The 26756-nt window shown below is 58.7% G+C and carries 20 protein-coding genes and 1 pseudogene; 11 read left to right on the top strand and 10 right to left on the bottom strand.

All coding sequences use genetic code 11. The features are described 5' to 3' along the window. Positions 1–99: 99 nt before the first annotated feature. A complete protein-coding gene (gene rsgA / locus BLT55_RS24405) occupies positions 100–1131 on the top strand; it encodes a small ribosomal subunit biogenesis GTPase RsgA (RefSeq protein WP_055001570.1) in 1032 nt (343 codons plus the stop codon). A 68-nt stretch (positions 1132–1199) separates the two neighbouring features. Here rsgA and motB read toward each other — a convergent pair whose 3' ends face one another. Then, positions 1200–2225 (bottom strand): flagellar motor protein MotB, encoded by a 1026-nt coding sequence (gene motB / locus BLT55_RS24400; RefSeq protein ID WP_007251016.1) that lies wholly within the window; start codon positions 2223–2225, stop codon positions 1200–1202. Positions 2226–2228: 3 nt separating this feature from the next. Continuing rightward, positions 2229–3080: a flagellar motor stator protein MotA gene (motA, locus tag BLT55_RS24395; RefSeq protein WP_007251017.1), complete on the bottom strand. Its 852-nt coding sequence runs from the start codon at positions 3078–3080 to the stop codon at positions 2229–2231. A gap of 207 nt (positions 3081–3287) precedes the next feature. On the opposite strand from motA, the gene BLT55_RS24390 reads away from it, so the two are divergent. The 4 genes and pseudogenes from BLT55_RS24390 (at position 3288) to BLT55_RS24380 (ending at position 8746) form a co-directional block, all read left to right on the top strand. After that, complete coding sequence (locus tag BLT55_RS24390; RefSeq protein ID WP_055001569.1) at positions 3288–4823, top strand: HDOD domain-containing protein; 1536 nt, start codon at positions 3288–3290, stop codon at positions 4821–4823. Between the two features lie 45 nt (positions 4824–4868). Beyond that, a pseudogene (locus BLT55_RS34070) lies at positions 4869–5678 on the top strand (rhodanese-like domain-containing protein); the annotation flags it as partial. Between the two features lie 174 nt (positions 5679–5852). After that, the gene (asd, locus tag BLT55_RS34065) at positions 5853–6716 is read left to right on the top strand and encodes an archaetidylserine decarboxylase (protein ID WP_055001573.1); all 864 of its coding nucleotides are present in this window, start codon (positions 5853–5855) and stop codon (positions 6714–6716) included. A 245-nt stretch (positions 6717–6961) separates the two neighbouring features. Then, positions 6962–8746 (top strand): hypothetical protein, encoded by a 1785-nt coding sequence (locus tag BLT55_RS24380; protein ID WP_055001572.1) that lies wholly within the window; start codon positions 6962–6964, stop codon positions 8744–8746. A 38-nt stretch (positions 8747–8784) separates the two neighbouring features. Here the strand turns inward: BLT55_RS24380 and serB are convergent, their stop codons facing one another. Beyond that, a complete protein-coding gene (gene serB, locus BLT55_RS24375; protein WP_055001568.1) occupies positions 8785–10008 on the bottom strand; it encodes a phosphoserine phosphatase SerB in 1224 nt (407 codons plus the stop codon). Positions 10009–10138: 130 nt separating this feature from the next. Here serB and BLT55_RS24370 point away from each other — a divergent pair, with 130 nt between their 5' ends. After that, positions 10139–11689 carry a HAMP domain-containing protein gene (locus BLT55_RS24370; RefSeq protein WP_055001567.1) on the top strand — a complete coding sequence of 517 codons (1551 nt, stop codon included), beginning with the start codon at positions 10139–10141 and terminating at the stop codon, positions 11687–11689. Between the two features lie 282 nt (positions 11690–11971). Here the strand turns inward: BLT55_RS24370 and BLT55_RS24360 are convergent, their stop codons facing one another. The 7 genes from BLT55_RS24360 to cpdA form a co-directional block, all read right to left on the bottom strand. After that, positions 11972–12667 (bottom strand): PqiC family protein, encoded by a 696-nt coding sequence (locus BLT55_RS24360; protein WP_042913531.1) that lies wholly within the window; start codon positions 12665–12667, stop codon positions 11972–11974. A 183-nt stretch (positions 12668–12850) separates the two neighbouring features. Then, the gene (gene parC / locus BLT55_RS24355) at positions 12851–15106 is read right to left on the bottom strand and encodes a DNA topoisomerase IV subunit A (protein WP_055001566.1); all 2256 of its coding nucleotides are present in this window, start codon (positions 15104–15106) and stop codon (positions 12851–12853) included. Positions 15107–15116: 10 nt separating this feature from the next. Then, positions 15117–15596, bottom strand: a complete 480-nt coding sequence (locus BLT55_RS24350) for a retropepsin-like aspartic protease family protein (protein WP_162234992.1) — start codon at positions 15594–15596, stop codon at positions 15117–15119. A gap of 38 nt (positions 15597–15634) precedes the next feature. Then, positions 15635–16627 (bottom strand): esterase-like activity of phytase family protein, encoded by a 993-nt coding sequence (locus tag BLT55_RS24345; protein ID WP_055001564.1) that lies wholly within the window; start codon positions 16625–16627, stop codon positions 15635–15637. Continuing rightward, complete coding sequence (gene parE, locus BLT55_RS24340) at positions 16627–18531, bottom strand: DNA topoisomerase IV subunit B (RefSeq protein ID WP_055001563.1); 1905 nt, start codon at positions 18529–18531, stop codon at positions 16627–16629. The genes BLT55_RS24345 and parE overlap by 1 nt, the downstream gene beginning before the upstream one ends. A 76-nt stretch (positions 18532–18607) precedes the next feature. After that, on the bottom strand, positions 18608–19225 hold the full coding sequence (locus tag BLT55_RS24335) for a YqiA/YcfP family alpha/beta fold hydrolase (protein ID WP_055001562.1): 618 nt from the start codon (positions 19223–19225) through the stop codon (positions 18608–18610). Positions 19226–19313: 88 nt separating this feature from the next. Further along, positions 19314–20120 carry a 3',5'-cyclic-AMP phosphodiesterase gene (gene cpdA / locus BLT55_RS24330; RefSeq protein WP_074801032.1) on the bottom strand — a complete coding sequence of 269 codons (807 nt, stop codon included), beginning with the start codon at positions 20118–20120 and terminating at the stop codon, positions 19314–19316. A gap of 445 nt (positions 20121–20565) precedes the next feature. Here cpdA and BLT55_RS31175 point away from each other — a divergent pair, with 445 nt between their 5' ends. The 5 genes from BLT55_RS31175 to BLT55_RS31170 all read left to right on the top strand — a co-directional run bounded on the left by BLT55_RS31175 (position 20566) and on the right by BLT55_RS31170 (position 26358). Further along, positions 20566–21900, top strand: coding sequence for a hypothetical protein (locus tag BLT55_RS31175; protein ID WP_054998854.1), 1335 nt, complete (start codon positions 20566–20568; stop codon positions 21898–21900). A gap of 13 nt (positions 21901–21913) precedes the next feature. Continuing rightward, the gene (locus BLT55_RS24325) at positions 21914–22312 is read left to right on the top strand and encodes a hypothetical protein (RefSeq protein ID WP_074801029.1); all 399 of its coding nucleotides are present in this window, start codon (positions 21914–21916) and stop codon (positions 22310–22312) included. A 67-nt stretch (positions 22313–22379) separates the two neighbouring features. Then, positions 22380–23357, top strand: coding sequence for an IS5 family transposase (locus tag BLT55_RS24320; protein ID WP_074799822.1), 978 nt, complete (start codon positions 22380–22382; stop codon positions 23355–23357). A 235-nt stretch (positions 23358–23592) separates the two neighbouring features. Then, positions 23593–24570 (top strand): IS5 family transposase, encoded by a 978-nt coding sequence (locus BLT55_RS24315; protein ID WP_007247761.1) that lies wholly within the window; start codon positions 23593–23595, stop codon positions 24568–24570. Positions 24571–24813: 243 nt separating this feature from the next. Then, entirely contained in the window at positions 24814–26358 is a 1545-nt protein-coding gene (locus tag BLT55_RS31170; protein ID WP_167359966.1) for a hypothetical protein, read from the top strand. Positions 26359–26756: the final 398 nt, after the last annotated feature.

The following is a 26756-nucleotide window of genomic DNA, read 5'->3' as shown; positions in this document are numbered from 1 at the left end:
CCTCAGCGTAGGCGCGCAGTTTAGCTCACCCTGCCGTGCTAGACTCCTGCCGATCAAACGTACTGCTTAATTCATCGGTTACATCACATCGGAACACCCATGGCCAAACGCCAACTCAATCGTCGTCAGAACTGGCGCATCGAAAAAATTCAGGGCGAGCGCGCTGCCCGTGCGGCAAAACGCGAGTCCGTAACACTCGAAACACTCGAAGGCGGCGACCTCGGCCCCGAGCAAACCGGCCTGGTAATCGCGCACTTCGGCGTACAGGTCGAAGTCGAGGCCCAGGAAGGCGAAGACATCGGCAAGGTATTTCGCTGCCACCTGCGCGCCAACCTGCCCGCCCTGGTGACTGGCGACCGTGTTGTGTGGCGTGCTGGCAATCAGGGCATCGGTGTGATCGTCGCGCAATTGCCGCGCACCACCGAACTGCGCCGCCCGGACTCCCGTGGCCAGCTCAAGCCTGTCGCAGCCAACGTCGACCTGATCGTGATTGTCTTTGCACCGATGCCCGAGCCGCATGCCAACCTCATCGACCGTTATCTGGTCGCTGCCGAGCACGCCGGGATTCATCCGCTGTTGCTGCTCAACAAGGCGGACCTGATCGACGAGCAGAACGCCCCCGCGCTGAATGCGCTGCTGGCGGTCTATCGCACCTTGGGTTATCCGGTACTGGAAGTGTCTGCGCATCACGGCGACGGCATGCAGAAGCTGCAAAGCCAGCTCGACGGCCACATCAGCGTGTTCGTCGGTCAGTCCGGTGTCGGTAAATCCTCGCTGGTCAACAGCCTGTTGCCGGATACCGACACTCGTGTCGGCCCGCTGTCCGAAGTCTCGGGCCAGGGTACGCACACCACGACCACCGCCCGCCTGTTCCACTTCCCCCGTGGCGGCGATCTGATCGACTCACCGGGTATTCGCGAGTTCGGTCTGGGCCATGTCAGCCGTGCCGATGTAGAGGCCGGCTTCATCGAGTTCAACGACTTGATCGGCACCTGCCGTTTCCGCGACTGCAAGCATGACCGCGAGCCGGGCTGTGCTTTGCTCAAGGGCCTGGAAGACGGTCGCGTGCAACAGCAGCGCATGAACAGCTATCGCTCGATCATTGCCAGCCTGCCGCAGGAAACCTACTGAGCACCGCAGACTGAAAGCCAGACACAAAAACGCCGCGATCATCGCGGCGTTTTTGTCTCTGTTGCGGCTCAGTTCTGAGCAGGCTCGACGCGTAACTTGCCGTCGTCGAAGATGTTCAGCTTCTGCCGGATCTCATGCGGCTGGGCATAGGCCTGCGGATCGGGCGGCGTCGCAGACGAAGCCCCCGGAGCCGCGGGCGTCGCAGGTGCTGCCGGAGCAGGCTTGGTTGCAGGTGCGCCGCCGGAGTTCTGATCACCCTCGATGCGTTGCTGGGCCTTTTTGGTCAGCACAACGATATCGATACGACGGTTGACCGGATTGGTCGGGTTCTCATGATCATACAGCGCCGACGAGGCATAACCCACCACCCTGGCCACCTGCGAATCCGGATACGTCCCGGCAACCAGCGCGCGACGTGCGGCATTGGCGCGGTTGGCCGACAGCTCCCAGTTGCCGAATCCGCCACTGCCCACAAATGGCGTTGCATCGGTGTGGCCGCTGATGCTGATCTTGTTCGGCACGCTTTTGATGGTGTCAGCCAGCGCCAGCAGAATGTCTTCGAAGTACGGTTTGAGACGTGCGCTGCCCGAGTCGAACATAGGCCGGTTTTCGGCATCCATAATCTGGATACGCAAGCCGTCCTGAGTGATCTCGAACAGAATCTGGTCCTTGAATTTCTGCAGTTGCGGGTTTTCCTCGACCTTGTTCTGCAGCTCCTGCAACAGCATCTCCAGACGCTCCTGCTCGACCGCTTCGGCCTTGGTCTCCGAGGTTTCAGCCTCGATCGGCACGGTGTCCGGCGACGGGGTGGTCTTGACCTCAGGATTGAGGGTCTGGTTCGGCGACATTTCCGGCGAACCACCCAGGTCAATCACATACGGCGAGCCGCTGTCCGAAAAACCGACCGGGTCCTTGAAATAACCGGCAATCGCCAGCAACTGCTCGGGCGTGGCCGATGACATCAGCCACAGCACCAGGAAGAACGCCATCATCGCCGTCGCGAAGTCAGCGAACGCGATTTTCCAGGCACCACCGTGGTGGCCTCCACCGAAGCGCTTTACGCGCTTGATGATAATCGGCTGATTATTTTCCATGACTTAGCGACCGCGAACCGCTTGTTCCAGCTCGCTGAAGCTGGGCCGATGCAACGGATACAGCACTTTGCGGCCGAACTCGACGGCCAGCGAAGGCGGCATGCCGGAGGCCGACGCCACCAGCGACGCCTTGATGCTCTCGTAAACGTTCATTTCTTCCTTGGCGTCGTGTGCAAGACAGGTGGCCAGCGGGCCGAAGAAACCGTAGGCCGCGAGAATACCGAAGAAGGTCCCCACCAATGCCGCACCCACGTGCATGCCGATGGCTGCCTTGTCGCCCGAACCCAGGGACGCCATGGTAATCACGATACCCAGTACCGCCGCGACGATACCGAAGCCGGGCATGCCGTCAGCAATACCGGTGACCGCGTGAGACGGGTGCTCGAGCTCTTCTTTCATGCTCAGCAGCTCCATGTCGAACAGGCCTTCCAGCTCGTGGGGAGCCATGTTGCCGGACGACATGATGCGCAGGTAATCACAGATGTACGCAGTCATGCGTTCATCTTTCAGCACGCCTGGGTATTTGGCGAAGATCGGGCTGGAGGCGGCATCTTCGATATCCCCCTCGATCGCCATCATGCCTTCACGGCGGCTCTTGTTGAGGATTTCGTACACCAGCCCCAGCACTTCCAGATAGTAGGCATGCGTGAAGCGGCTGCCGAACATCTTCAGCGACTTCTTGAACACGTGCATGGTCATGTAGCCGGGGTTGGCCTGGAGAAACGCACCCAGTGCGGCACCGCCGATGATCAAGACCTCATAGGGCTGGAACAGCGCCATGATCTTGCCGTGAGACAACACGTATCCGCCGAGTACGCTCGCGAAGACGACAATGATGCCGATAATTTTAGCCATAGGAAAAAATACTTTACTGAGTCGGGTTCAGGGACAGTGCGCAAGTTCTTGAAACTCTTCTTCTCCTTATCGGCCCATCTGGGCGAGACTATAGCCGGTTCTTGTGAAAAACCGTTTTGCTCCGTCAATCGAAGGGTGAAAATGGCCGGGCCGCCCTGCACACTGGCAGTCCTCCAGCCCAGATAAATCAGTCGCACAGGCCACCCCATGCCGACACCACGCGCAGCACATCACCTTGTTCCAGCCACGCTTGATGCCTGGGTCAAACAACTTGACGGTATCGCGTTGCCGGTTCCTGCCGCCAATCATGCTCACGTTCGTTCAGCCCTCAACGACAGCCGCCGTTCGTTGCGTGAAATCGCCGAAATGATGCAGGAAAGCCCTGCACTGGTGCTGAGTGTGATGCGCGAAGCCAATCATCACACCCACGGGATGACAGAACAGGCCGAAAGCCTCGAGATCGCGATCAATCGCCTGGGGCTGGCGCGCACCGAAACCTTGCTGGGCCGTCTGCCAGCCAAGCCCCCCGAAGAGATTCCTGCGGCCTATCGCCAGCTGATTCTGGTCAGCCAGCATGCCACGCAACAGGCCAACGGGCTGTTTGCCAGCCGTCTGGCGCGGCTCTGGCAAGACATTCACCTGGGCAGCCTGCTGTTTCTCGCGCCACTCTGGCCGATGGCACTGGCTTATCCAAAATTGCTGGAAGAACTGGAGTTGCGCGTTATCCACAAGGGGCACTCCAGCGACGCGGTGGAAAAAGAGCTGTTTGGCGTCAACCTGCTGGATTTGTGCCTGGCGCTTGCCGAGTTCTGGCGCCTGCCGGTCTGGGTCACCCGTGGCTACAGGCTGCTGATCAATGAGCGACGCGAGCTGGCCAAGGCGCTGCGCATCGCACGCGAAGACCGCAGCCCGCTCGAACAGCAACAGTTGATGGACGCCGACCCCAATCTGCGCCGCTGGCTGAATCAGCCTGCCAATACCGTGCTGCTGGGCAACGGCCTTGCGCTGGCGGCCCAACAGGCCTGGAACAGTCCGCACTGCCTGCGCTGGGAACGTCTTATCAGCCTTTATCTGCAACAGCCGCTCGATGACATTCAGCAACAGGCGCACCAGAACGCCGCCAGCAGCGCGCGCGCTCACGCAGAAAGCGATTTGTGGCACCCGGCCGAATCGCTGATCTGGCCGTGGGATGCGCGCCGCGTGCGACGCGATAATGAGGCCGCACCACCGCCATCGGCCGACGCCCTGCAATTGTGGCGCAAGCAATGTGCCGAACTGTTGCAAGAGCCCAGCCCGTTCATCAACGCCATGCACCTCACCACCTCTGCTCGCGATGCGTTCATGGCGTGCGGCATGGAACGGGTCCTGCTGTTGATGCTGGACAAGACCTCATCGGTGTTGCGGGTCAATCAACTGGCAGGCCTGCCCCAGGAAACCGCCGCGTTGCAGCTGTTCGTCAAGGAAAGCACTGTGCTGCAACGTCTGCTGACCCAGCCCACCCAACTGCGCATGACGCCCGCCAACAACGCACAGTTTGCGGCCTTGCTGCCCGCGCCGCTCAAGACACTGTTCAGCGGCCAGCACTGGCTGATTCGCTCGCTGAGCAACAACGGCAAGGTCATGCTGCTGGTGGTCGCTGACCAGGGCGGCGGTGTCTTGTCGGAAATTTCCGTTCAGGCATTCGGAAAAACCGCGCAATGCATTGAACGGGCACTTGGCATCTTTAGTCATCGCAAAGCGTGAGGCCTGGCGTACAATTCGCCTCTTTCTTTCCACCGGAGGCTGCAAATGTCCGAATTCACTGGCTTGTCGCTGGTCATCGAACCCAACGATCTGCTTCAGCGCCTTGATGCTCCTGAACTGATCCTCGTGGATCTGACCAGCAGCGCTCGCTACGAAGCCGGGCACATTCGCGGCGCCCGCTTTGTCGACCCGAAACGCACACAACTGGGCAAGCCACCGGCGCCCGGCCTGCTGCCGGAGCATGCCGGCCTTGAGCAACTGTTCGGCGAACTGGGCCACAATCCCGATGCGGTCTACGTTGTTTACGACGATGAAGGCGGCGGCTGGGCCGGGCGTTTCATCTGGCTGCTGGATGTCATTGGCCACACCCGCTATCACTATCTGGACGGAGGCCTGCTGGCCTGGGAAGCAGAATCGCTGCCGCTGAGCACCGAAGTCCCGCCGGTTGCAGGCGGCCCGGTCGCTTTCACGCTGCACGAAGAACCGACCGCCACCCGCGAATACCTGCAAAGCCGTCTGGGCGCAGCCGACCTGGCAATCTGGGACGCGCGCGGCCCGACCGAGTACTCGGGCGAAAAAGTGGTGGCGGCCAAAGGCGGGCATATTCCCGGCGCCGTCAACTTCGAGTGGACCGAGGGCATGGACAAGGCGCGCAACCTGCGTATTCGTCAGGACATGCCGCAGATTCTGCGTGACCTGGGCATCACTCCCGACAAGGAAGTGATCACCCATTGCCAGACCCACCACCGCTCGGGCTTTACCTATCTGGTGGCGAAAGCGTTGGGCTATCCACGGGTCAAGGCGTACGCCGGTTCGTGGGGCGAATGGGGTAACCTTCCGGACACGCCGGTGGAAAACCCGGCAGAGCCTGCACTGGCCGTCGAGCCTGTAGAGCCCGCCCAGCCAGTCCCGCCAGTCGAAGTCGTCGAAGTCGAAGCCGTCGAACCGGTTCGCACCACCGAACCAGGCCGCACGTCTCAGAAACCTTCAGGACACTCATTTTCAGGACACTCCTATTCAAGGCCCTCGATGAAAGACCGTCTGTTTATTCTTAGCCAGTACCTGTTGCCGCACCATTTGCTGTCCCGACTGGCTGGCTGCGTCGCCGAATGCCGCGTGCGCTGGTTCAAGAATGCCTTTACTGAATGGTTCGCCCGCCGCTATCAGGTGGACATGTCGCAGGCGCTGGTCGAAGACCTGACGTCTTACGAGCACTTCAACGCGTTTTTCACCCGTGCACTGAAACCCGATGCACGCCCGCTGGACACCACGCCCGGCGCGATCCTGTCGCCTGCCGACGGTGCCATCAGCCAGCTGGGGCCGATCGATCATGGCCGCATCTTCCAGGCCAAAGGTCACAGTTTCAGCGTGCTCGAGCTGCTGGGCGGCGATCCGAAGCTTTCTGCGCCATTCATGGGCGGCGAGTTCGCCACCGTTTACCTGTCGCCGAAAGACTACCACCGCGTACACATGCCGCTGGCCGGTACACTGCGTGAAATGGTCTACGTGCCGGGTCGCATCTTTTCGGTCAACCAGACCACCGCTGAAAACGTGCCGGAGCTGTTCGCGCGTAACGAACGAGTGGTTTGCCTGTTCGACACCGAGCGCGGGCCAATGGCTGTGGTGCTGGTCGGCGCAATGATCGTGGCGTCGGTCGAGACGGTCTGGGCCGGACTGGTCACGCCACCCAAGCGTGAACTCAAGACTTTCCGTTACGACGAAGCGGCACGTGCGCCGATCCATCTGGAAAAAGGCGCAGAAATGGGCCGCTTCAAGCTGGGTTCCACGGCCATCGTGCTGTTCGGGCCAGACCAGGTTAAATGGGTCGAGCAGCTGAAAGCCGGCTCCAGCGTACAGATGGGGCAGGCGCTGGCGGTTCCGAAACAAGCCTGATGGCTGAAAAGTGCTGAAAACACGGGGCGCGGCCTGAACACTCGCCCCCACAGCATCAAATCGGAGCAGAACTGGCATAAAGCCACACTTGCTGCGCGACTTCACCGATACTGGTAGAGTCACTCACTCGGCGCTGTAGGATACTTCGCACATTCGTGGCGTACACTGGACAGTCGCGCGACGTTGCAGTCACCCGCTCAATGCCGCCGCCCGTTTCCAGTGAGTCGTTGGAGTCCATCTTTCACATGAGCAATTTTAGCCTCCCTCTGCTGTTGCGTGCTCCCACGCCAACGCAGTCGAGCCTGACGTTCTGTGAAGCTACTCCGCGCGACCTGAGACGCTGGATCTCCAGGCTGCCCAAAGCAAACCTCGGGGAAATGGCGCGCCAGCTGTATCAAGGCCTGACCGAGCTGAACCAGTTGGTGACCCCCAGTGATAACCGCCTGCAACTGCTTGAACTGTTGCGCCCCGAGGTCTACTTCGTCTGCAAGCACCTCGAACGCCACTTTCTTAACCAGGCCATTGTGCTCGACGAGCGGCCGCGCAAGGTCGCCAACCTGTGCCAGGCCCTGCAAAACCACCTGGCGACGGGCTACAAACAGATCATCCAGCAGGTCGCAGCGCGTTACAGCAAAGATCAGAGCGGTTTGTTCAGCACCGCGTTGCAACGCGCCCTGCACGGCCTCAACGGACCGCTGATCCGCGCTAACCAGCTCTACTGCCCGGCGCAGGAAGGTCTCTGGCTCGAGATTCATCAGATCTATCAGATTGCCCGTCATTACGGCCTGCACCACGCCATGATCGACGAGCCCATGGCTCACCACACCAAAGCGCTGAGCGTCGAACAGACCTACGTGATTGCCCTGCTAATGGGCTGCTCGCGCTGCAATCAGATGCGCCAGCTGAATATCGGCAAACTGGCCGATGCGCTGGAAGCCTGGAGCCCGCTGGTCAAGTTGCAATTCCCCGCCGAGGAAAGCAGCCTGTTTGCGCTGGACACCACCGCAGACAAACCGCCGCTGTATGGCACGCTGTTCACTGACGAGCAGATTCCCAGATTGCTCGGCATCAATACCTCCGGGCTGGCGGACGCGATCCATCAATACCTGGCCCTGCCGGACGATCAACGCTCGCCTTCACGGCTGCTGATACCGACCGGCATCAATACCGATCTGTTGCAGCATCTGGCAGCGGCCTGGGGCGATGTCGCCGAACGTGCTTTTCAGCGCACCGCCGGGCAGGGCACGCTGAAGCTGTGCATTGGCATGAGTGCCCTGCACTACTACGTCGCGGGGCAGAAATCGTTCAGCGAACTGCTGCAATTGAACAGCGCGACCAGCGTTGCGAATTTCTCGCTCAAGATGGCCAACGACGCCGACGATGACCCGTGGTCTTCGGCCTTCGACACGCAGCGCGGCAACACCTCATCCGTGCTGTTGCCGTATGAAGAGATCGAATACCCGAAGATCGACGGCGATAGCGACTCGCTCTCCAACGGTCAGCACACCTTCCCGACTTTTGACCTGAACATCGTCAATCACAGCCCCGGCGGTTATTGCCTGGCGTGGCAGAAAGAAGTGCCACAACAGTTGCAGGCCGGCGAACTGGTCGGTATTCAGGACGATGCCGGGCAAGGCTGGAGCGTCGCCATCGTGCGCTGGGTGCGCCAGGTGCGCAGCGGCGGCACGCAAATGGGCATCGAGCTGATCGCGCCTTTTGCCCAGCCGTGTGGCATGCAACTGATTCGTGAGCAGCAGAACAGCCAGTACCTGCGCACCTTGATGCTGCCGGAAGTACGCGCCATGGACAAACCGCCGACCGTGCTCGCCCCGCGCCTGCCGTTCCAGGAAGGCAGCAAGGTGATGATCAACGTGCATGGCGAGGAACGACGCGCCTCATTGAGTAACCGGCGCATCAGCAGCGCCAGTTACAACCAGTTCGAATATCAGATGTACGACGCGCCAAGGGTCGCGGAAAGCGAGAAGCCCAAGCCGGGACAGGAATTCGACTCGCTATGGGGCACGCTGTAGGCGTCGCACCCCATAACGAATTACAACGAGACTCATGATCAGCGCTCCGAACGCTGCGCCTCACGATCACGAAATCCCAGCAGGTACAGCACGCCGTCCAGCCCCAACGTCGAAATCGCCTGTTTGGCAGACTGCCTGACCAGCGGCTTGGCTCTGAACGCCACGCCCAGCCCGGCAATCGCCAGCATCGGCAGATCATTGGCCCCGTCACCGACCGCGATGGTCTGTTCAAGGCTCAGGCCTTCCTTGTGCGCCAGTTCACGCAGCAGATCTGCCTTGCGCTGGGCATTGACGATTGGCTCGACGGCCACGCCGGTGACCTTGCCATCGACCACTTCCAGCTCGTTGGCGAAGACATAATCGATGCCCAGCTTCGCTTGCAGCTGTTTGGCAAAATACGTGAAGCCACCCGACAGAATCGCGGTCTTGTAGCCCAGGCGCTTGAGTTCGGCAAACAGCGTTTCAGCACCCTCGGTCAGCCGCAGCGAAGCGCCGATTTCGTCCAGCACGCTTACATCCAGCCCCTTGAGCAGCGCCAGACGCTCCTTGAAGCTTTCGCTGAAATCCAGCTCGCCACGCATCGCCCGCTCGGTAATCTCGGCAACCTGCTCGCCGACGCCCGCGGCCTTGGCCAGTTCGTCGATCACCTCAGCTTCGATCAGGGTCGAGTCCATGTCGAACGCCGCCAGGCGTCGATTGCGGCGGAACAATGAGTCCTGCTGGAAGGCGATATCGACGTTCAGCTCCTGCGCCACGGCAAGAAACTCGGCCTGCATGGCTTTCGGATCGGCAGGCTCGCCGCGCACCGTGAACTCGATGCAGCCCTTGCCCTTGTCGGCGGGCGTGTCGAGCGGCATGCGCCCGGACAGACGATCGATCTGATCGATGTTCAGCCCGTATTTGGCGGTAATGGCACTGACGCACTGCAATTGCTCGGCGGTGACCTTGCGGGTCAGCAGCGTCACAATGTGCCGCGCCTTGCCCTGGCCATCGACCCACTGCTGATAATCCTCTTCGGACACCGCCGTGAAGCGCACCTGCTGGTCCAGCTTGTAGGCGGTGAAGAGGATGTCCTTGAGCACGGACGAGCCTTCGACGGTATCCGGAATTTCAACCAGGATGCCGAACGACAGGGTGTCGTGGATCACCGCCTGACCAATATCGAGAATGTTCACGCCACCCTGGGCGAGGACGCCGGTGATGGCTGCGGTGAGACCGGGACGGTCGACACCAGTGATGTTAATCAGGACGATTTCGCGCAAGGCGCACCCCCGCAGTGGAAAAAAACCGCATTCTAACCACATTCAGTGACCATCGGGCACAGGCAGCGCTTTGCCGCTACTGGGTCGCTCGTTATACTCCGCGACAACTTCACCGAAAGAGCCGTGCTCTGTGAACCGGCCAACGCCCGTTAAAACCGATAATTTCTTCCTGCTCATCTTTCGTGCCCTGCGTCATCGCCGGATACCGATTGCTTTGCGCATTGCCAGCCATAACGTGATCCTGGTCGCTTTGGCGCTGGTGATTTACGCCGGTGTCATGGGTCTGCAGTTCAAGCAGGCCATGCATGAACAGGCCGATGCGCTGGGGCAGGCCCTGACGACCCAGACCGCCACCTCGGCCACCGAGCTGTTGGTGTCCAACGACATCCTCAGTCTCAACGTGCTGCTGGGCAATCTGGTCAAGAACCCGCTGGTCGCGCATGCCGCGATCTACAGCGTCGACAACCGCATTCTTGCGGAAGCCGGCCAGCGCCCGAAAAACGGGATTCTGGGTGAGGCGCAGGGGCTGTATGAAATCAAGATAACCTTCCAGGACACGATGGCAGGCCATCTGCGCATCAGCCTCGACATGTCGCAGTTCCAGCAGCCGATGACCATCAGCCTGCAAAGCATGGGCATTCTGGCCGGTATCCTGCTGGCCCTCGCACTGGCCCTGAGCTTGCGTCTGGGCCGTCATATCTCCACGCCCCTGATGCAGATGCGCATCTGGCTGCGCAACATCGACCCGTACACCCCGGCCACTGACCGCCAGGACGAGATCGGCGACCTTGCCCGGCAGTTGCGCACGTCGTTCGCGCCACCTGAGCCCGAACCCGAACCATTGCCCGAGCCTGACGCCGAATACGACAGCGACGAGGATGACGAGCCGTATCTGGAGCCGGAAGAAAAGCCTGCACCAACGGTTTCAGCCCGCACACCCGCAGCCAGCGAGCCGAAACCGCGCTTGCCAGCGCCGCCCGTACAGCGCCGCATCGTTGCCGAAGAAGATGAAGAAGACGAGGAAGATCCGTTCGCGGACCTGCGTGACACGTCAAGCAGTACGCCCGCCGTCCGTCCCGCTGCCGCCGCTGCGGTTCAGAGCGAACCGCACGACAGCGCGGTGCTGGCTGTCCAGCTTGGCGCGCAGGATCAATTGCGCCGCCTGCCGCGTGCCCGCCTGACCGAACTGCTGCAACGCTATCGCGACTGCCTCGATCAAGCGGCTTCTCTATATGATGGAGAGCTGCACACCCTGAATGACGGCAGCACCCTGATGCTGTTCCATAGCCACGAAAGCGGCGAAGACTACCTGACCAACGCGATCTGCTGCGGCGAACTGTTGCGGGCACTGAGCCATGCCTTGCAGATTGAAGTCGCCGACAGCGGCATCACCTTGCAACTGCAACTGGGCCTGACGATGGGTGAAAACCTGAGCGATCTGAGCCAGATCGACCTGCTGCTGACCGAGACCGCGCAGGATGCATTGGCGCTGTCGCAGCACAGTCGCAATCTGCTGCTGGTCGAACGACGCATCAACGACGACCCGCTGATCCGCCAACGCGCCCGCATCCGCCCCATCGCCAGCCCGGAAGGCGCCTGCTGCGTAGAACGCCTGATGGAGCCCTACCCATCAATGCTCGAACGCCAGCTGTCGCGCATGCACGAGACCAACAAAGTCTGATCACCACCTCTCGCTGAAACCATTGTGCCCATGCTCCGCGTGGGCATGGCGCTCTGGACGCTCGGCGTCCGCTCTCAAGCATGCAGCGCGGCACAGATTTGTGACGCAGAGCGTCACCCAAGGCATTCCCACGCTGTGGGAGCGGACCGGGCGACGCTTCGCTTGCCCGCGAACTGCCGGGCACTCAGGTATAACGTTGAGCGCTAGCGCGTGCGGAATGACAGGCGTTTGAACACCCAACAAAAAGCCCGCATCACTGCGGGCTTCTTGTTGGGTCCGATCCTAGAAGCGGAACACTTCAAGATCGGTGCGGATAGGGGATGCCAGTGGCATTCTTGGCTTGTCGGGCTCTTTGGCCTTGGCGACAGGGGCTTTCTTTGGTTCGTCCAGTGGCTGCCAGGCAATCGGTTTGATGGCCGTGCTGACCTGATCGACCAGACGCTGCAGGAGCATGCCTTGCGCCTTGACCTGATCGGCCGAGCTGCCAGAGTGAACCTGTTCGAGGTGCACCAGTCGGCTGTCCCGAACATGGCCCTTGCGGTCCAGAAGGCGCCATTGCGCATCCAGAACGGCAGGCTGTTTGGCGCCGGAGTCCAGACGGGTGATCGACAATACGACCTGTACGTCCGGCGTGAAATTGGCAACCGCAGGCGCCATCACGACGCGCTGGCTGTCCAGTTTCCAGGCCAGTTGCCGCAGCAGCAACTGGTCGATGTCCGAAGACAGATTGCCCGCCCAGCGCCCGTCGGGCGATACGGTCAAGGTGCCGTCAGGCTGGCGTTGCAAAAGGGTTTCGCGTTGCAGATAGTCGGCCACCGAAACAGGACCCAGCAATACTGCCAGACCACTACTCTGTTTCGGCTGACCAGGCTCACCGCTATCGAGCTGATACAGCGCGGTCGGCTGGCGCGAACTGCAACCAGCCAGACCCAGAACGCCGGTCATCAGCAAGATCAGGGGAAGGCGTAAGAAATTCATCATCCCATCCAAGTGGCTGCCCAGAGACTGGCCACGGTATAAGTACTTTCAAGACCCATGCAGGCACTGAGCCACGCATGCACCCCAAGACCTCATATCATCCGTGAATATGCTTTCTGACTCCAGCGATTATGCATCGTACTTCATGGCAAAACGAAGAACACTGGTGCCAGATCAATGTTTTCAGCTATTTTCCACCAATAACGCGTCGACGCGCTGGAAGCCCCTTGGCAGCTTGTTACCCCGTCGACCACGCTCCCCCTTGTAATGTTCGAGATCTTCAGGTTTGAGCGAAAGGGTTCGTTTACCGGCCTGAAGCACCAGCGTAGCGCCCTGCGTGATCACCGCCAGGTCGGTTACATATTCCTCGCGACTGGCCACCCGCTCGGCCGGAATACCGATGATCTTGTTGCCTTTGCCTTTGCCCAGTTGCGGCAGATCGCTGATCTTGAACACCAGCAGGCGACCTTCGGTGGTCACCGCGGCCAGCCAGTTCTGTTCACGATCCGGCACAGGTCGCGGCAGAATGACCTTGGCCCCGGCCGGCAGACTCAACAGCGCCTTGCCCGCCTTGTTCTTGGCCTGCAAGTCTTCGCCCTTGACCACGAAACCATAACCGGCGTCGGACGCAATCACGTACAGCGCGTCGTCTTCCGGCATCAGAACGCACTCGAACGTCGCGCCCGGTGGCGGTTGCAGTTTGCCGGTCAACGGCTCGCCCTGCCCGCGTGCAGACGGCAGCGTATGCGCAGGTACCGAGTAACTGCGCCCGGTGGAGTCGATAAACACCGCAAACTGGTTGGAGCGGCCAATCGACGAAGTCTTGAAGCCATCCCCCGCTTTGTAGGAAAGCCCGGTGGCGTCGATGTCATGGCCCTTGGCGCAGCGCACCCAGCCTTTTTCCGAGAGCACCACGGTGACCGGCTCGGTCGGCATCAGTTCGTTCTCGGACAGCGCCTTGGCTTCGGCGCGAGCAACGATTGGCGAGCGGCGGTCATCGCCATAGGTTTCGGCATCAGCGATCAGCTCGGCGCGAACCAGCTTGCGCAGCTTGGCCTCGCTGCCCAGCAGGGCCAGCAGTTTTGCCTGTTCCTTGCGCAACGCATCCTGCTCGCTGCGCAGCTTCATTTCTTCCAGACGCGCCAACTGACGCAGACGGGTGTCGAGAATGTAGTCGGCCTGGATTTCAGTCAGGCCAAAGCGGGCAATCAGCTCTGCCTTGGGGTGCTCGGCGGTCCGGATGATGTGGATCACTTCATCCAGGTTCAGGTATGCGGTGAGCAAACCGTCCAACAGATGCAGGCGGTGTTCGACCTTGTCGAGACGGAATTTCAGACGCCGCCGCACAGTACCGATACGGAACGTCAGCCATTCGCCGAGCAGGGTCTTGAGGTTCTTGAGTTGCGGCTTGCCGTCCAGACCGATGATATTGATGTTGACCCGGTAGCTGGATTCCAGCTCCGTGGTGGCGAACAAGTGTTGCATCAGTTCGTCCAGCTCCACCCGATTGGAACGCGGAATGATCACGATGCGGCAAGGGTTTTCGTGGTCCGACTCGTCACGCAGGTCAGCGACCATCGGCAGCTTCTTGGCCTGCATCTGCGCGGCGATCTGCTCCAGCACCTTGGCCCCGGAGACCTGATGCGGCAACGAGGTAACAATAATGTCGCCATCTTCGATGCGGTAAACCGCCCGCATGCGTACCGAGCCACGACCGGTCTCGTAGATTTTCAGCAGGTCGGCGCGCGGGGTGATGATCTCCGCTTCGGTCGGATAATCCGGCCCGAGGATGTGCTCGCACAGCTCGGGAATCGTGGCCTTGGGGTCATCCAGCAGATGAACGCAGGCACTGGCGACTTCGCGCAGGTTGTGAGGCGGGACGTCAGTGGCCATGCCGACCGCAATGCCGGTGGTGCCATTGAGCAGGATGTTCGGCAAACGCGCCGGCAAAACCGCCGGCTCATCGAGGGTGCCGTCGAAGTTCGGCACCCAGTCCGCAGTGCCCTGGCCCAATTCGCTGAGCAGCACTTCGGAATAGCGCGACAGCCGCGCCTCGGTGTAACGCATGGCCGCGAACGACTTGGGATCATCCGGCGCCCCCCAGTTGCCCTGCCCGTCCACCAGCGTGTAGCGATAGCTGAACGGCTGAGCCATCAGCACCATGGCTTCATAACAGGCCGAGTCGCCGTGCGGATGAAACTTGCCGAGCACGTCGCCGACGGTACGCGCCGACTTCTTGTGCTTGGCATCGGCGCCCAGGCCCAGCTCGCTCATCGCGTAGATGATGCGTCGCTGTACCGGCTTGAGGCCGTCGCCGATGTGTGGCAGGGCACGGTCCATGATGACGTACATGGAGTAGTTGAGGTAGGCCTGTTCGGTGAAGTCCGCCAGTGATCGGCGTTCTACGCCATCCAGGCTGAGGTCAAGGGAGTCGCTCATGCGGGCCTCATCATTTCGTTGACTGGCGCAGCAGCAAGTTGCCGCCGCGCTGTGTGAATTCGAGTTGTTTCATTGCGCTCATGCCCAGCAGCACTTGCTCGCCTTCCAGGCCAGGCGCTACCAGAGCACGCACGTTGCTCAGAACGATATCGCCCAGTTGCAGGCGGTCCAGCGTGGTACGAAAACCCTGGCTGTTGCCATTGGCAGTGCTGACCGTGACCGGCAAGCCGCGCTTCAGACCCAGGCTATCAGCCATGTCACCGGGAATGGCGACGTCGGTCGCCCCGGTGTCGATCATGAACTCCACCGTCCGGCCGTTGATCTGGCCGGTACTGACAAAGTGCCCCTGACGATTACCAGCCAGTTGCACTTCTATATAACCGTCGCCGTGTTGCGAACTCACCACCATATTGGGGTTTTGCTGCTTGTCTTCCCAATTGCCGAAAAAGCGGGTTGCCAGAAACAGACCCGCCGCCCAGGCAACAATCATCAGCACCTTGCCAGCGCGTTTGCCGGGCTGCACGCTACTCACTGATCAGCACTCCAGCCGCCCTTGGGCGCGGCGAAACGCCAGACAATCGGGCGTTTTTCGCCGTCGGCGCGGGCACCAAAGTTATTGTCGATACCGATCCAGGCACCGCTCTCGTCCACCACCAGCGCCTCGGTCAGGCCATAAGGCTGATCGTAACGGCGCGACGGCACCATCGCCTCTTTGGCGAACGACCAGCAACGCTCGATCTGCCCGGTCGCAACGTCTCGCCGACAAATGCGGTACACCGCGCGCTCCAGCGTGAACAGCTTGCCGTTGTACAGCGACAGATCGGAAAAATCCGTGGAAACCTTCTTGCTGCCCTGCTCCGGCGGCAGATTGTCCAGGCCGGACTCGGACAGCAGCACACAGCTTTTCCCGCAGGTCCATTGCTCCTGATCGCGCTTGACCACCAGCAAACCACGCTTCTCGCGTTCGGCGGCCAGCCAGATGCGATCGCCGGCGGCATTCACCGCGATGCCTTCGAAGATCGCGTTGAAGTGCTGCAGCATGCCTTGCGCACGGGCCTGCTCGATCAGTGCTTGGGGGAGCGGCAGCCACGACGGTGCGCCAGTGACCGGAACCTTGAGCACCGTGCCATAAGCTTCGCTGATCAGGTAGCGATTCCCGGCAGCGTCACAACTGACCCCTTCGAAATCCAGATTGCCACCGCGCACCAGCGCCGACAGGCCGGCCATCGAGCGAAGGTTCAGCGGCAGATAGCTCTGCGGTGCCGGTACGTCGATACGACGCGGCTCGGCCTTCCAGGTGTTTTCCGACACATCAAGGCTGTACAGCAGGTTGTCGTCACGGTCGGAAACCGTCCACAACTGACCATTGCACATGGCCAGACCGGACAGGTTACCGCCCACCATGCCATCCACCGGATGCTCGGATTGCAACTTCAGGGCCTCAAGCGGCGCGGCGAAAACCGGCGCGACGACAGAAGAAGCCAGCGCAGCGCAGACCAGCGCCGCGCGCCAGGCTCGCATCAAGTCAGAACCTCAGCGAGGTTGCCTTTCGATTCAAGCCAGGACTTGCGGTCACCGGCGCGTTTCTTGGCCAGCAGCATGTCCATCATTTCCGAAGTCGCGGCGTAATCATCCAGCGTGAGCTGCACCAGACGCCGCGTATTCGGGTCCATGGTGGTTTCGCGCAGCTGTGGCGGGTTCATTTCACCCAGACCCTTGAATCGGGTGACCTGTGGTTTGCCGCGTTTCTTCTCGGCCACCAGACGGTCCAGAATCCCGTCGCGCTCGCTTTCGTCCAGCGCGTAATAGATTTCCTTGCCCAGGTCGATCCGGTACAGCGGCGGCATGGCAACGTACACGTGCCCGGCATCCACCAGCGGGCGGAAGTGCTGGACGAACAGCGCGCAGAGCAGCGTGGCGATGTGCAGACCGTCCGAGTCGGCGTCGGCGAGGATGCAGATCTTGCCGTAGCGCAACTGACTGATATCGGCTGCGCCCGGATCGACACCGATGGCCACGGCGATGTTGTGCACCTCCTGGCTGGCGAGCACTTCGCCGCCGTCCACTTCCCAAGTGTTCAGAATCTTGCCGCGCAACGGCAGGATGGCCTGAAACTCCTTGTCCCGCGCCTGTTTGGCCGAGCCTCCGGCGGAATCACCCTCGACCAGAAACAGCTCGGAGCGCGCCGGATCCTGCCCGGCACAATCGGCCAGCTTGCCCGGCAAGGCCGGCCCTTGGGTAATACGTTTGCGTTCGACCTTTTTACTGGCCTTGAGGCGACGGCCGGCGTTGTTGATCGCCAGGTCAGCCAGTTGCAGGCCCAGTTCGGAGTGCGTGTTGAGCCACAGGCTGAACGCATCCTTGACCACACCCGAAACGAACGCGGCAGCTTCGCGGGACGACAGGCGCTCTTTGGTCTGACCGGAAAACTGCGGTTCCTGCATCTTCATCGACAACACGAAAGCGATGCGCTCCCAGACGTCTTCCGGCGCGAGCTTGACGCCACGCGGCAGCAGATTGCGGAACTCGCAGAACTCGCGCATCGCGTCCAGCAAGCCCTGGCGCAAGCCATTGACGTGGGTGCCGCCCTGCGCGGTCGGGATCAGGTTGACGTAGCTTTCCTGAACACTGTCGCCACCTTCGGGCAGCCAGAGCAGCGCCCAATCGACCGCTTCTTTATTACCGGCAAAACTGCCGCAGAACGGCTCGTCCGGCAGGCGCAGAAACTCGGTCACCGAGTCCTGCAGATACGAGCGCAGGCCGTCCTCGTAATGCCACTCGACTTTCTCGCCAGTGGCCTTGTCTTCAAAGCTGACCAGCAGGCCGGGGCACAGCACAGCCTTGGCCTTGAGCACGTGTTTGAGGCGGCTAACGGAAAACCTGGGGGTATCGAAATACTTCGGATCGGGCGCGAAATAGACGCTGGTGCCGGTATTGCGCTTGCCGACTGTGCCAATGACAGCCAGCTCGGTGGCCTTGTAGCCATCGGCGAAGGTCATCTCGTATTCGTTGCCATCACGCTTGACCCTCACCCGGACCTGGGTGGACAGCGCGTTGACCACGGAGATGCCCACGCCGTGCAGGCCGCCGGAGAACTGGTAGTTCTTGTTGGAAAACTTGCCGCCCGCGTGCAGCTTGGTGAGGATCAGCTCGACGCCGGACACGCCCTCTTCCGGGTGAATGTCCACCGGCATGCCACGACCGTCGTCGGACACTTCCAGCGAGTTGTCGGCGTGCAGAATGACTTGAACCGAGCGTGCATGACCGGCCAGGGCTTCGTCGACGCTGTTGTCGATGACTTCCTGCGCCAGGTGATTGGGCCGCGAAGTATCGGTGTACATGCCCGGACGTTTGCGAACCGGATCGAGGCCCGAGAGGACTTCGATGGCGTCTGCGTTATAAGAGCTAGCGCTGGGATTGGCCATGGGTTCTCGTTATCAATCTTTCATGAAATTTCAGGGATTCAATGTTCTTGCATTCATGTGACCGGGCATCGATCACCTACAACGCTGACAAGTCGATCTTTTGCAGCAGATCGGGCGCAAACCCGGCAAAACCAAGCAGCGCAGGCAAGCGCTCGGCAAACCCCTGAAAGCTGTGGTCGCCGCCCGCCTGAATACGCAAGGCGCAAGCGCGGTAAAACTGCTCGGCGCGCCGATAATCGAGCGTCTCGTCACCGGTCTGCAACCACACCTGAAACTGCTGCGGGTCTTGCGGAGCCGGGACTTCCAGCTCGGCCAGCGCCTGAATGTGATCTTTCGTCAGTTGCCACCGCTCGCCGGTGTACAGATTCTGCTGCATGCCGAGAAACCCGTCGAACAGCTGATGCGGGTTGACCGCCGGATTGATCAGTACCGCTTTGAGTCCGTGGCGCTGTGCCAGATGAGTCGCATAGTAGCCGCCGAGGGAGCTGCCGACCAGTAATGGCCGGCCCAGTTCGGCAATGGCCGACTCGAGTTGCAACATGGCCTGACGCGGATGGTGATGCAGTTCAGGGACTTGTAACCGATCGGCCAGCCCCAAGGAGGTCATCAGCGCGATCAGTTGGCGGGCCTTTACTGACTGGGCCGAACTGTTCAGGCCATGGATATACAGCAATGCAGGTGTGTCGCTGATCACGCTGTCGCTCCCGGGTGCAGTGCAAAGCCGTGTAGTTTACAGGGACTCACGCTACAACACCTCACCGGAAACGTGTCGAACTGCTCATTCAATAGCCAGTACCGCTCTCATCGACTTCAAACAGCATGCCCTCCACCCTGGACACACCGGTTTTCAGCCGCCCATCATCGTGCAACCGCAACCAGCGATAGCCCGGTGCCGAGTTGTCTACCTTGAAATCCACGCTGCCCGGCGCAAACTGAATGCAGGTCGACGGCGACGCCAGCAGGCGCACGCCATTGCGCACCTGGTCGAATTCCTGATGCACATGCCCCCAGAGCACGGCTTTGACCTGCGGGAATCGATCCAGCACCGCAAACAACGCATCGGCATTGCGCAGGCCGATGGGCGCCATCCATTCGCAGCCAATAGCCACCGGATGATGATGCAGACAAACCAGATGATGCCGGTCAGGCGCCTCACTCAACGACCGCTCCAGCAACTGCAATTGCTCATTCGCCAGAAAACCCGGCACCGAGCCAGGCACCGCCGAATCCAGCAACGTCACCCGCCACTGGCCGATATCCACAACCGGATCAAGCAGCCCCTCACCCTGCGCGACATGCTCCATCTGCGGCAATTCATCATGATTACCGGCAAACCAGCGCGCAGGCGCAGCGATCTGCGCGCTTATCCGGCGAAACGCCTCATAAGACTCGACGCTGCCATCCTGAGAAATATCCCCACTGGCCACGACCAGATCAATCTGCGGCTGCTCGGCCAGCACCCGCTCGACGACTCGTTCCAGACTGTCGCGGGTACTCATGCCCAGCAATGCCCCCTCCGCCTCGGCGAACAGGTGGCTGTCGGATAGCTGGACCAGCAAAACTGACGATGAAGGGGCTGCGCTTGGCAAGGCCGTCTCCCAGGGAGGATTCAGCGCGATTATGTGATGCGCCAGCGAGCGGGTAAACCGGGAATGTGGGTGCGGGTGAGCATTTGGTCACATTTGCTGATTCGCTCGACGCTTGAGCACCCTGAAAACAATAAGCCCGGCAATCAGGACATAACCTGAAATGTGCCCATATGGCATTGGGGGCAGAGATGCTCTGCGAGCACAAGTGTCGAGGCTGAGTCAACTTACGGCAATGGCAGGCGGACATTCAGCGATCCATTACGAAGTGACTTTAAAAAACTTCAGCGTACTCCGCTTCAGGGGAATCAGCACCTGACAAAAATGACAGGTCACAGGTGCCGTGTCTGAGAGTAGCTTGACTGAGTTGGTGTTCGTGCAGTGGCGCTGACCATGCCTACGAACCTTCTTATAAATTTCGCATGAATAACGGGCAGGTGACGCTACTATGGATATTTCAAAAAAAGAAACCGAAGACATCCAATTACTTATCGCTGACATCAATGCTCAGCGTGAAGTGGCAATCCAATATATTGATGCCGAATACGCTGCCTATTTCGAGACATACGAACTTAACGCAAAGACTCGGGCATCCTCGCTGAATTTACAGCTCCAATATGGCAAGAATAACTATGTGTCCGGTGTCGTCAAACGAATTGATTTCAAGACTGATGAACTGATTATCATCGAGAAGCCCGGCAACACCGAAGTCTCGGTTTCGATGATCAACGTCTACGCAATCGACGGTCGGGAGTTCTCCAGGCGCGCATTAAAAGCCGATTACAGCAAACTGACAGCGAGTGTCTTTGATCCGAAAACCGGCATTGATCAGGAAACCAAAGCGCCTCCGCCAATCGACGCTCCTCCAAAAACAGGCACTGATGCACAGCCTTTTACCAGCCCGCCCAAGCTAGTCTACGCACTCACGAACCAGCCCAACGACACGCTGCCGGATATGACAGGCTTCGAACAAGATAACGTTGGAACGGCTGCTCACGGCTGGACAAGCCCCAGCGTAATACGCGCAGATCGTGATCTTGATATCGGCGAAAAACTTTTCGCCTGGCTGGTTCGCCTTGTAGACGGCTCATTGGTGGAGACCATCGAGTTTACAGCGACCGCTGCAAACAAAGGAAAGGCGGCATGGCCCATTGCGTTTGCAAATGAGATCAACAAGAAAGGCAGTAAACTGAAGGCCGGTCATATGGACACCTCCGGAGTTTTTTCAACGTCCGATGGCCAACCGCGACTTTGGCATTACAGTAACGCTTACCGTGCATTCACCACGGCCGCCGTGAAAAACAATTGGGTCGAAGGGCTCGCACTGCCTGACCACCCCCTTCAGGCAGACACCCAGCTAAGGTTAGAGGTCAGAGACATCAGTACTCAGGCTCTGCACGAACACTTCATCTTTACGCCTGATCCCAAGCGGTTGAACACGGTTGACTGGCAGATGGACTTGATGAGCCAATTCGATCGTGAGTGCCGCTTTACTAAAACAGGTATACAGAATGCCGACGGTAAAATCGCCGCCGCGGCATCGGGCAATGCACTGTGGATACCGCAGGTATCGGAAATTGCGGTCACACTGACGCCAACCACCTGGACCACCCGCCTTCAAGTAACACCTTCACGCGATCTGAACGACGATGAGGAGTTACGCACCCAAGTCTGGGATGAGTATTCCAATACCTTGGGAGGCGCTGATTTATTCGATTTTTCGTCCCTGCAACGCTCTGGAGGCCTTGATTTATCTGGGGGCAACAGCTGGGTTTTAGAATAAATCAGCGTCTCCCTTGATCGCTGAGCACATCTACAAACCTACTGATGAAAAAGAGCGCAAGAAGGCACAATGGCTGATGACATGGGCATCTTCGCTTAAAGCTTCACCACTGAATATTTATGTACGGATTGGGGAAGCAAAGGTCAAGGCATCGACCTTGTCAGACCCCGCCGCAACGTACGGAGTCGTCTGGCAAGTGGAGGGGACATTGCAGGTCAGGATGTCAGCACCCGGCTTTACGGGGCTGGTTTGTGTTTCGGCACCTGCAGCCATGGCAACCTCATTGGATGAAGATGAGAAATCAGCAACCAGCAAAAATGAGCTTTCAATACTTTTAATCGAAAAATATAAATCAAGACTTTCAGTAGCATACACGCTTCTCGACACCATTAGGGAGGCGCTGCAAAAATAGCCAACTGTCCCCACCCTTGGCACACTAAGTTCCTTCAACAGCCTCCCTCTCCGTGAGCGTTACGCGCGTGCAGAAGACCTTCTCCGAACTCGAATATACCGGCAAGAAAAAGCAGACTCGCCGAGATCGCTTCCTGGCTGACCTTGAACAGTTGGTGCCCTGGGCCCTGCTGGAGGCGCAAGTGGCGCCGTTTTATAGCAACACCGCAGGCAAGCGCGGACGCCCTGCGATAGGGGTGTCGCGCATGTTGCGCATGTACGTCGTGCAGCAGTGTTTCGGTTTCTCCGATGAAGGTTGCGAAGATGCCGTCTACGACAGCCAGGCCATCCGCGGTTTTATGAGTATCGACCTGGGTCGCGAGTCTGCACCGGATGCCACCACCTTGCTGCGTTTTCGCCGCTTGCTGGAAGTCCATCAGCTAACCCGGCTGCTGTTTGAAACGATTAACCAGCATCTGGCCAGCCGGGGGCTGCTGCTCAAGGAAGGCACTATCGTCGACGCTACTCTGATCGCCGCGCCGCCCTCGGTCAAGAACCGAGAAGGCAAGCGTGATCCTGAGATGCATCAGGCCAGGAAAGGCAATCAATGGCACTTTGGGATGAAGGCCCACATTGGTGTAGACGCCACGTCGGGGCTGGTGCACAGCGTAGTAGGGACGGCCGCTAACGTGGCGGATGTCACCCAGGTTGGCCAGTTGCTTCACGGTGACGAAACCTATGTTTCGGGTGACGCTGGATACACCGGTGCGGCCAAGCGACCGGAGCATGCTGAACGGGACGTTATCTGGTCGATTGCAGAACGGCCAAGCAGTTACAAGCAGCACGGCGAAGGCAGCGTGCTGTATCGGGTCAAGCGCAAAATTGAATATGCCAAGGCGCAACTGCGTGCCAAGGTCGAGCACCCCTTCCAGGTAATCAAGGTGCGCTTCAATCATCGCAAGGTTCGCTACCGTGGGCTGGAAAAGAATACAGCGCAGTTGTTCAGTTTGTTTGGGTTGGCCAATCTGATGCTGGCCAAGCGGTATTTACAACAGACGGCAGGATAAATCCGTCTGAAAGGCGGGACTGGCCCGCCTTTCAGCAAAATGAGGGCAGAAATCTGCTCGAGAAACGTAAAATAAGGCCGGCAGGTTGAAAAAAACCGGCTTGGAAATGGGGACGGTGCGAACGGGTTAATTGTTCAGCGCCTCCTTAGGGAGGCGCTGCAAAAATAGCCAACTGTCCCCACCCTTGGCACACTAAGTTCCTTCAACAGCCTCCCTCTCCGTGAGCGTTACGCGCGTGCAGAAGACCTTCTCCGAACTCGAATATACCGGCAAGAAAAAGCAGACTCGCCGAGATCGCTTCCTGGCTGACCTTGAACAGTTGGTGCCCTGGGCCCTGCTGGAGGCGCAAGTGGCGCCGTTTTATAGCAACACCGCAGGCAAGCGCGGACGCCCTGCGATAGGGGTGTCGCGCATGTTGCGCATGTACGTCGTGCAGCAGTGTTTCGGTTTCTCCGATGAAGGTTGCGAAGATGCCGTCTACGACAGCCAGGCCATCCGCGGTTTTATGGGTATCGACCTGGGTCGCGAGTCTGCACCGGATGCCACCACCTTGCTGCGTTTTCGCCGCTTGCTGGAAGTCCATCAGCTAACCCGGCTGCTGTTTGAAACGATTAACCAGCATCTGGCCAGCCGGGGGCTGCTGCTCAAGGAAGGCACTATCGTCGACGCTACTCTGATCGCCGCGCCGCCCTCGGTCAAGAACCGAGAAGGCAAGCGTGATCCTGAGATGCATCAGGCCAGGAAAGGCAATCAATGGCACTTTGGGATGAAGGCCCACATTGGTGTAGACGCCACGTCGGGGCTGGTGCACAGCGTAGTAGGGACGGCCGCTAACGTGGCGGATGTCACCCAGGTTGGCCAGTTGCTTCACGGTGACGAAACCTATGTTTCGGGTGACGCTGGATACACCGGTGCGGCCAAGCGACCGGAGCATGCTGAACGGGACGTTATCTGGTCGATTGCAGAACGGCCAAGCAGTTACAAGCAGCACGGCGAAGGCAGCGTGCTGTATCGGGTCAAGCGCAAAATTGAATATGCCAAGGCGCAACTGCGTGCCAAGGTCGAGCACCCCTTCCAGGTAATCAAGGTGCGCTTCAATCATCGCAAGGTTCGCTACCGTGGGCTGGAAAAGAATACAGCGCAGTTGTTCAGTTTGTTTGGGTTGGCCAATCTGATGCTGGCCAAGCGGTATTTACAACAGACGGCAGGATAAATCCGTCTGAAAGGCGGGACTGGCCCGCCTTTCAGCAAAATGAGGGCAGAAATCTGCTCGAGAAACGTAAAATAAGGTCGGCAGGTTGAAAAAAACCGGCTTGGAAATGGGGACGGTGCGAACGGGTTAATTGTTCAGCGTCTCCTTAGAGACCTCACCTCCACTGCCACTCGGATTCGCATTGACCTGGATACCATAAAATACATAGAACAAAAACTCAAACCCACAGAATGGGCATTCAGCTTGTTAGACCATAATGACGGATCAGCCTATACCCAAGTAATGAGATTTCCTGAGGCATTATTCGAAGCCTGCAAAAACAACGAAAACTCCACGCTAAGCAGCCTACTCGATGATGAAAAACTCCTTTCCTTTTCAAGTGGATATGAAGATTCGTTGTTTCACCGAAGCGACTACCAAAATCTCTCCTACTTTTTCCATGGTCCGCTCCTTGTAGACGCGAGAACCACGAAATACCTTAATAGACCCAATGACCAACCCGAATATTCTGCACTCAGCAGCCTCTCCCTTTACCCCAATAATTGTCTGGCAATCCATGCTGACAAAACGAGCTCAACTCAATTAATAAAACTGACTGACGAAGCCAAGAGAAATGGAATCAGCATTATCGACTGCTGTTACTTCAATGACCGATCAAGCGATTGGCATACAGACAGGCTTATCACCAGAAAAACAAACAGACATGAGGCGCTTGCAGGCAATCAAGCAGCTTGTTTTTTGTATCTGGACATACCTCAAAGCATTGAAAACCTGACAGTTGCTCATGTACTGAGACTGGATCAAAAGGGCAATACCATTGACTCGAAGGCGGTACACCTACCTGCAAAAGAAATTAAAATCAGCTCAGCGCCAACAACTCCATTGTGTGAAGATTATGGTTCGACTTTTCGCTCGGAAGTGTTTGATGTGAGCGGCGAGGTTGACCCTCGCACCGGATTGTTTCATGCTCATTACCCCATCGCAAATCTGTCTGGATTGAACGGTCAAGGCCCGGAAATTGATCTCACCTTGCACTATTCCGCACTACGTGGAAACGAAGCGGGCCTGGGGGACGGCTGGGCCTTTCGCTTTTCCAGCCTGGAAATCCGAGATCGACGCCTGACACTGGCAACAGGCCAGACGTGTGAGCTGACTGACCAGGAATGGGCAGGTCTGTCGAAAGGTAAAACCCTGTCCAAACCTGGCTATTGGCTCAGCAGCAATGCCGATTACAGCACGTTCACACTGGACCATCTTAACGGCAAGCGAGAAGTCCTGACTGCCCCGCAAGGCGATGAGATGGAGCCGAACGATACCTTCCGTAAAAAACTGATCATCCTTTTAAAAGCTGCCCACGCAGGAACCGCGCCTGACGCCAACCTGCTCAAACTGTATCAGGATGCCAATACCGGCGAAACCATTCTCGCCGGGCTTCTACCTGAGCTTTACAAAGTAGCCGGTATTGTCGACTGGAATGCATCCGTTACTGAGTGGAAGAAAGACAAAGCAGGTCTCTTGAAAAAAATTTCTTATTGGGAAAGACCGTTTGGTCAGTTGCTTCCGTCGGAGGTGACATCACCGCAAGGAGGCACCCTGTCCATTGAATGGAGCCGTAACCAAGGCCAATTCCTTCTAAAAAAAATATCGAGCGACGGTAACGTCATCCTCTCTTCAACCTACAGCGCGCCCTCATCAGGCATGAGTACAGTTGAGATAAGCGTGTGGCCAAAAACGAATGAGGCTTATACGGTCAGGCTTGAACTTTCCTCTTACGCGCTAACAGATTAGACACGCATAGACAAAAACCAAGCGGTCTCACAAAAACTAAAATACGGTTACTGTGCAGACCCCACGCTGGACCGGGTGCTCAATAGAATCGAAGAGGAGGATGGCTCGATTGAGCTTGTCACATACCGTAAAGGGGGCATGCCATTTCCAGGCTATCGACAGCCATCTCTCCCGTGCGTAATGTCGCACAGCTTACTTCTAGGCGCTTGCCAAAGCAATATTACTGACCACTATTTTTATTCAGGCAACAACTACTTAGGCTTTAGCGGACTTAAGGAGACGCTGATTTATTCTAAAACCCAGCTGTTGCCCCCAGATAAATCAAGGCCTCCAGAGCGTTGCAGGGACGAAAAATCGAATAAATCAGCGCCTCCTTAATAGCGACGCCCCGATAAGCC

Origin of the sequence: Pseudomonas cannabina (genome assembly GCF_900100365.1) — a bacterium.
GTDB classification, from domain to species: domain Bacteria; phylum Pseudomonadota; class Gammaproteobacteria; order Pseudomonadales; family Pseudomonadaceae; genus Aquipseudomonas; species Aquipseudomonas cannabina.
The sequence above is the reverse complement of the archived record's forward strand: the minus strand, read 5'-3'. Positions and strand labels throughout refer to the sequence as shown.